The sequence below is a fragment of the Bradyrhizobium cosmicum genome (assembly GCF_032290525.1).
Classification (GTDB): domain Bacteria; phylum Pseudomonadota; class Alphaproteobacteria; order Rhizobiales; family Xanthobacteraceae; genus Bradyrhizobium; species Bradyrhizobium cosmicum_A.
This window is the reverse complement of record NZ_JASXTA010000022.1, coordinates 109,802-115,801: the sequence shown is the minus strand read 5'-3', so window position 1 is coordinate 115,801 and position 6,000 is coordinate 109,802. Positions and strand designations below refer to the sequence as shown.

Genomic DNA, 6,000 nt, shown 5'->3' with positions numbered 1-6,000 from the left:
CCGCATGGCAGCCTAACCCCGGCAGAGGCTCCACTTATCGACGCGGAAACTCTGTTCAGACAACCGGGACCAGCTCTGATATCGCTGTTGAATGGCTCATCGGCGCCCCAGCCGGCATGAGCATAACCCCGGCAAATTCCAGCGCCGGCTGGCCTAGTTTTGGGGAGCACTTCAATTTACGTCGAGGGTGACACTCAGGACTGGATAAAACTTGGGGCAAGGTCAAGAGCCTAAACGTGGATCATCTGAGCGGATAGGGCTTTCCGGTTATTTCGACGACTGCTTCCAAAATGCTATCGCACAGCCGTTCTATGTCGCTGGCGTCATGTTCGGATGTAATGGATACCCTAATTCCGCCTGTCCCGTTCTCTAGGTTTGGGAAAAACGTCTGTGACGTATAGAACCCGCTCTCGAGAAGACGTCTGGCGATCCTAATCGCATTTTCCTTTTCTCCTGTAGTGATCGTTCTAATCGGAAGCAATTTGCCTCGCTCGGCCGTGTCGAGGCGCCGGTCAAAGAGGTCGATGCGTTGCGCCAGTCGCTGCTGCCGCTCGCTCAACTCTGCCGAGACATGAATTTTGCACGAGCCAAGTGCTGCGCCGACCGCCGGCAGATTAGGACACTCTGAAAGTCCATCGATAGTTAAGAACCGGCGAAACAAAGCCTCGTGCTCGCTTGTTCCGACCATCAATAGGCCGCCATGTGCACCGAATCCCTCGGAAAGCGACGCCGCTATGCTTGTTCGATGGCCGAGCACTTGCGGAAACTGAGAGCGAGCAAGCCCTTCGCCTTTCCGTCCCGAGATCGATATACCGTGGACATCGTTGATATGGAGAAACAGGCCATAGCGTTCTTGAAGCCGACGCAGTTCAGCTAGCCGCGAATAGCCTCCTTGCGAATAAATATCATCGCATAGATATGCCACTGACGGATTCTCGCGGCACAATCGTTCCAGAGCCTCGAGGTCATTGTGGACAATCGTTTCCACGCGGGCTTCATCAGCGATGATCGGCTTGTAACAGACCAGAGAGCCGTGCTCCAAGCAATCGAACACGACAACCGGCCTTCTTCCGCCTGTCAGTCGGCCCGAACCAAGGATGCGCATCGCTCCTAAATTAGCAAGCAGGAGACTGGAGGAAAGTATGGCGTGCGCACAAAACGTCTGGGATAGCGTGTCCTCGAGTTGTTGAAGAAGGTCCAAACGGACATGCGGTCGGTCGCTGGACCCATCTAATGACTTTTGCGCCTCAATTGCGTCGATCGCCCCTGCGACAACCAACGGATGACGGTCGAGCCCCAGGTAAGAGCGTCGCACGAAATCGATTGCCTGCTGAGGGGCGTCCGCCCCCCTATCGAAATTAAGCGGGCCTGTAGTCGCATAACGTCCATCGACGGCGCTGAGATCTGCTGCATGGGCGGCATCAAAAGAATGCATGCCGTCACCGGCCATACATGCTGTGTTCGGAAAGAGCTCTCTCACGTGGTCTCCTTTAAATGATGCCTTGTTCAGTTTTCATTCTGATCCACCAAAACCGTGCAGCCGTCTGTGCCGCACGAGACTCAGGGACGTCTGGCCGAATGAACTGTGGTGCGACACATGCGGCCAATGAATCAACTAAACCACCGCCGGCCTGCCCTGGACAGCTACTAGATCAGACGGTTCCTACCCGGCAATCATGCCAGGATGTCGAGATGATGAGCATCCGCTGGACACTCAGCGCCTGGGCGCCGTCGCTTGTGAGTACTCACACAGAAGTCGAGGCTTGATATCGGCGCTTGATATCGGCGCCGCTGCGGTAAGTCGTGAGTCGGTGAACACCTAAACACCCACTTCACCGAGGTCTTAGACTCAGACCACCCGTCCTCGATCCCCATCCCGCTGACGATGTCGTGGAGCAAATATCATCCGGCCGAGTCTTTGTCACCTGGGGCATGGTGACGACGCGATGTACCTTGTTGGACGTGCGTGAGGCATGCCGGACGCGTGGACGAGCCCCTCCCTAGAATTGAACGTCGGGATCAGCAATCTCCACGATCGTGCTTCCCATGGAACGTCGCCGAGCGGCCGTCGAGACAACTTTCAGCCGAATGAGCGGGCATAGCGGTATGGTCAGTCATACGTCTACTGATTCAATCCCCACTAGATAGCGCAAAGGCAGCCTTCGCCGGAGTGACACCGCACATCTAGCTTGCGTTCGAAATCCATGACGAAGTCGCGCGCATACTGTAAGGTCACGACGTGGCCGCTGCATCATCGTTTCCCGAAGAGGTGGACGCGTTTAAGCGCTTTTTTCAGTCATCGCTGAGATATTCGAGGCGGAATGGAGCCGGGTACGATTGTAGAAGCCGCCGATTAAAGCGAAGAGATCGCGCGGGTCCGCGGCGCAGGTCTTACAGTGATGATGAACGAACTCTGCGTTCAGTTGTGTGGAAGAAACGCTCATCATCATGGCATCGTCGAAGCAGTTGTCCGTGTCGCCCCAAGACAACGCCGGTAATATGGGCGAACAAAGCACTGAGTTACGTTCATGATTCGTAAGGCACTTCATGACGACGAACTCCTCGCGAAGTGAGCAGTGATTAACTCGGACACTTTGTCCGAGCGGTCTACCCCAGAAGCACACTGCAAGTCGTACAGCCCTCCCGGATTTACAAGATTTATTTCGATTATGTAAGGGTAAGCCATGTCTATCCCTGCGAAATTGATTCCATGTGCCATCAGCTTTCGACCGATCGACTCGGCTAGCTCGATTTCATCTTGATGCAGATCCGCCAGGATAGGCGTTCCTCCTAGTACTATGTTCGACCTGTGATCATCTGGATGACCGACACGACCGTGCCAGGCGGCCGCCTGTCCGCAAGCAACGATGATGCGTTTTTCGCCGTGGACCACTTCGGAAATATACTGCTGAAGAACCGTGTACTCGGCTTTGAAGCCGCCTAGCTCGCCATAGCTATCTTTGTGCGCACTCGTATTTCCGGTAAGGCATTGCAGGATTGCTCGGACATTGGGCCCCTTTGGGGTAAGTAAAAAGACGTTTTGCCCACAGGTGGAATTTGGCGGCTTAGCTACCCACCACTGATCTGAAGTTTCCTGGTAGCGATCCCATAGGAGCGAAAAGTCATTCGATATGTATGAAAGGGCTCTGTTCGCCTTTGGCACGACGTGGCCCAGTGCATGTTTTGGAGTAAGGAACACCAGACCTTCGACGCTGTTAACGAACGACGTGGTCTGAGAAGCCAGCCAAAGCATCTGCCAAATGTCAAGGGATACACGATCCTGAGGATGGCCCATGACCCAGACTAGTTGGCATTCGTCGAGAAAATAGGTAGTTCGAGTTCCTCCTGCCGCGCAGCCGGGATGATAAGGCTCGGCATTTTGAGGGACTAGGGCTCCGTTTGTGGAAAAGCGATAATCGTCTGCCGAAATGGAATTCAACTCGCCGAAAATTACTTCCCATCCCAACCGGCGAAACGCGTTGCTGATAGGGGCGTCGTTCTCGCCTAAACAGTTGAGGGTGTTGGTGAGTATCAGCAGTCTCATTACATTCTCCTAAAGCTGATTCGCATCTGAGTTCCACACCGCGCAGGTACCTCTACTATCAAAATTCAAGCACAGCTCGGTTTGCAGCCCAGCCAGCCTGGACTGGGCTATGGGCGCAGTGCTGCATCAGGCAGACAGCAACTCGCGTGCCAAGCTCATGTTGGTTCAGTAGGCGACTGAGTTCGTCCGAAAAGGTGGCCGTCCATCGAGACGGGCTGGAAGCTTAGATCGGACATGGTTCGTGCCGCTGTCGGGGGTAGGACAGGGATTGTAGAGCGAATGCTCGCGGCCGTGCGCTTGGATGCTTCGCCCGGGTTGGAGCCGCAGGCGCAACAACGTTGTCGGTCGAATCACGACGGCGTGCAAGGAAGCGCATCTCCGCAAAGAAAAGCGCATTTCGCGACAGCAGTGCTGTCCGGTATCCGTGGCCGCCGGCATAGATTTGTGCGGCGCAGGGCGGTTGCAGCCGTTGAGCTGTGGTGGACACAAGGAACGCTGGGCGTTCGATCGGTGCACTTGGAAAGTCTGCTTGGCTGGTTAGCCGGACGGAGGGCCGACATCATCGCAATTGCTTCCACAGCCATACATCATTGTGCCATTCACCTCGAATACGTGAAAGTTCGCGTAACGTTGCGACACGTCGAAATTCGAACAAATTGAAGATTTTGATTGCGCCGACATTTCTTTCCAGGGTGCGGCCCAACAGCGCACGCAGTCCAAACGTTTTGGCGGTCTCAATCAAGTGCGCAAGCATCAGCCTTCCAATCCCCATCTCTCGGTGTTTTTCATCAACGTAACACGAAACTTCGGAGAGTTCCGTATACTCAGGGCGCATTGAGAGCGTGTTTAGGGAACACCACCCGATTACGTTCCTGCCGTCATGTTCATAAACGAAGGCTGTATAGGGGTCTTGATGCTCCTCAAGCCAAGCCAACCGTTCGGTGCGAGTGTCAGGCGACACTCGACTAACGGCAAAGACGCCTGGTGCCATCGCTTGATTGTAGATTGCGGCGATGTCTTCAGCATCCGAACATTTCGCGCGTCGAATCACTAGCTTGTCCCATTTGTTTAATAGCGCGTTGCAGGCTTGAGCGTGCCATGCACGCTACTAGCCTCTCGTCGAACGCGTCCCTTCATTGGTTGGGCAGTTGGACGTCCGATTTCACCCGTGCAAGGAGCGAGTGGAATCGGATTACCTACGTTCAACAATGCGAGTATTAGAACTCTGCACAAGCCATAAGCTCTGGTAGGTTTCGGAAAGTCCGTTATGCGTTAGCCTCGGTATCGAGGGCCTCGGGGCTTTTCTATATTGCTGTCGCTTCCTCAACATTACTGCAGCATGTTGCTTCGGTTTACTGCACAGGAGAGCCGCCGCAAATGCGCAAAAAGCGCAGCAATCCTGGGCTAGCCGATCAGGATTTATGGCGAAAGCGGCGATTGGAAGCCGTAGAGAACTCGGGGGCGTTGCTTGGGTCGCCTGACCGGGTAAAATGCTGTTTTCCAAATAATTCGCCGGTCAAAGTCGGAGTCAGAGTTCGGGGCGCTTCTCTTGAGGAGCATCTGGTGTTTCGCCGAGTCATGCCAGATCCCGATGTTAGACGAATGAGGGCTTCAAATGTGGTACGAACTGCGCCGGCTGCAAACAGGTGATCTACCCGAAGTAACGGACATCTATAATGCCGCGTGTCGGGACAGGGAATCGACGCAAGGAACACGTCCTTGGAGCGTTGCGGAAATGAATCAATTTGTATTCGCGCTTCGTCCCTCATTCGTCTCCTACACGTGTATCAGCAACGGCAACGTGATCGGATGGGCAGCACTTACTCCGCACCATATCAATGAAGGGGTGCGGCAGACGGCGGAAATGTCGCTCTTTGTTCAAGGGGCGTTTCGTCGTAAAGGAGTTGGATCCGCGCTCGCGCATGCTGTTCTGAGTCAACAAAGTACAGCAAATCTACATTGCATCTTGGCAATGACATTTGCTGACGCGCCGAACGTTATTTCTTTTGCAAAGCGAAAATGTAGCCTTTCGGTTGCCGGATGTCTCCCGGGGGCGTTTTCCGACAAGGGGAATAACTACGACATTCTTGTCCTGCAAAGACTTATAGTGCCATGAACTCCACGGAGTATAAATTGGTGTTTCTAGCAGCCGTAGAGTGAACTCCCGCGGACGTGGCTATTCGAAAAGTTGACGTGGGAAGGTGCGAGATGTCGGTCCGTGTGACTGGCTTTCCGCGAGGATTATCCCGAGGTCGCCTGAGTCATCTAATTTGAGAAGATGGTTGGCGTGGGATAATTGGCGTAGCGTCATGCCAACTGGGGCCGGGTGGCGGTACGGGCGACCAAAGGCAGCCGAACGAACTGGAGTTGTGGTTGCCACTATGTAGTCGGGATGCCAGTTTCCGTGCGCGGCACTGGGTAGGCGAGGGCGCGTCCGTCCGACTGCGGCTCTAGGT

The 6,000-nt window shown here is 54.5% G+C and carries 4 protein-coding genes; 1 reads left to right on the top strand and 3 read right to left on the bottom strand.

Features of this window, described 5'->3' with window-relative positions:
• Positions 1-241: 241 nt before the first annotated feature.
• The 3 genes from QSV46_RS31490 to QSV46_RS31480 all read right to left on the bottom strand — a co-directional run bounded on the left by QSV46_RS31490 (position 242) and on the right by QSV46_RS31480 (position 4,595).
• Positions 242-1,480: an aminotransferase class I/II-fold pyridoxal phosphate-dependent enzyme gene (locus tag QSV46_RS31490; RefSeq protein WP_314960766.1), complete on the bottom strand. Its 1,239-nt coding sequence runs from the start codon at positions 1,478-1,480 to the stop codon at positions 242-244.
• A gap of 1,065 nt (positions 1,481-2,545) precedes the next feature.
• On the bottom strand, positions 2,546-3,544 hold the full coding sequence (locus QSV46_RS31485; RefSeq protein ID WP_314960763.1) for a RimK family alpha-L-glutamate ligase: 999 nt from the start codon (positions 3,542-3,544) through the stop codon (positions 2,546-2,548).
• A 559-nt stretch (positions 3,545-4,103) separates the two neighbouring features.
• Positions 4,104-4,595: a GNAT family N-acetyltransferase gene (locus tag QSV46_RS31480; protein WP_314960761.1), complete on the bottom strand. Its 492-nt coding sequence runs from the start codon at positions 4,593-4,595 to the stop codon at positions 4,104-4,106.
• Between the two features lie 564 nt (positions 4,596-5,159).
• Between QSV46_RS31480 and QSV46_RS31475 the strand changes: the two genes are divergently transcribed.
• The gene (locus QSV46_RS31475) at positions 5,160-5,660 is read left to right on the top strand and encodes a GNAT family N-acetyltransferase (RefSeq protein WP_314960759.1); all 501 of its coding nucleotides are present in this window, start codon (positions 5,160-5,162) and stop codon (positions 5,658-5,660) included.
• Positions 5,661-6,000 lie beyond the last annotated feature (340 nt).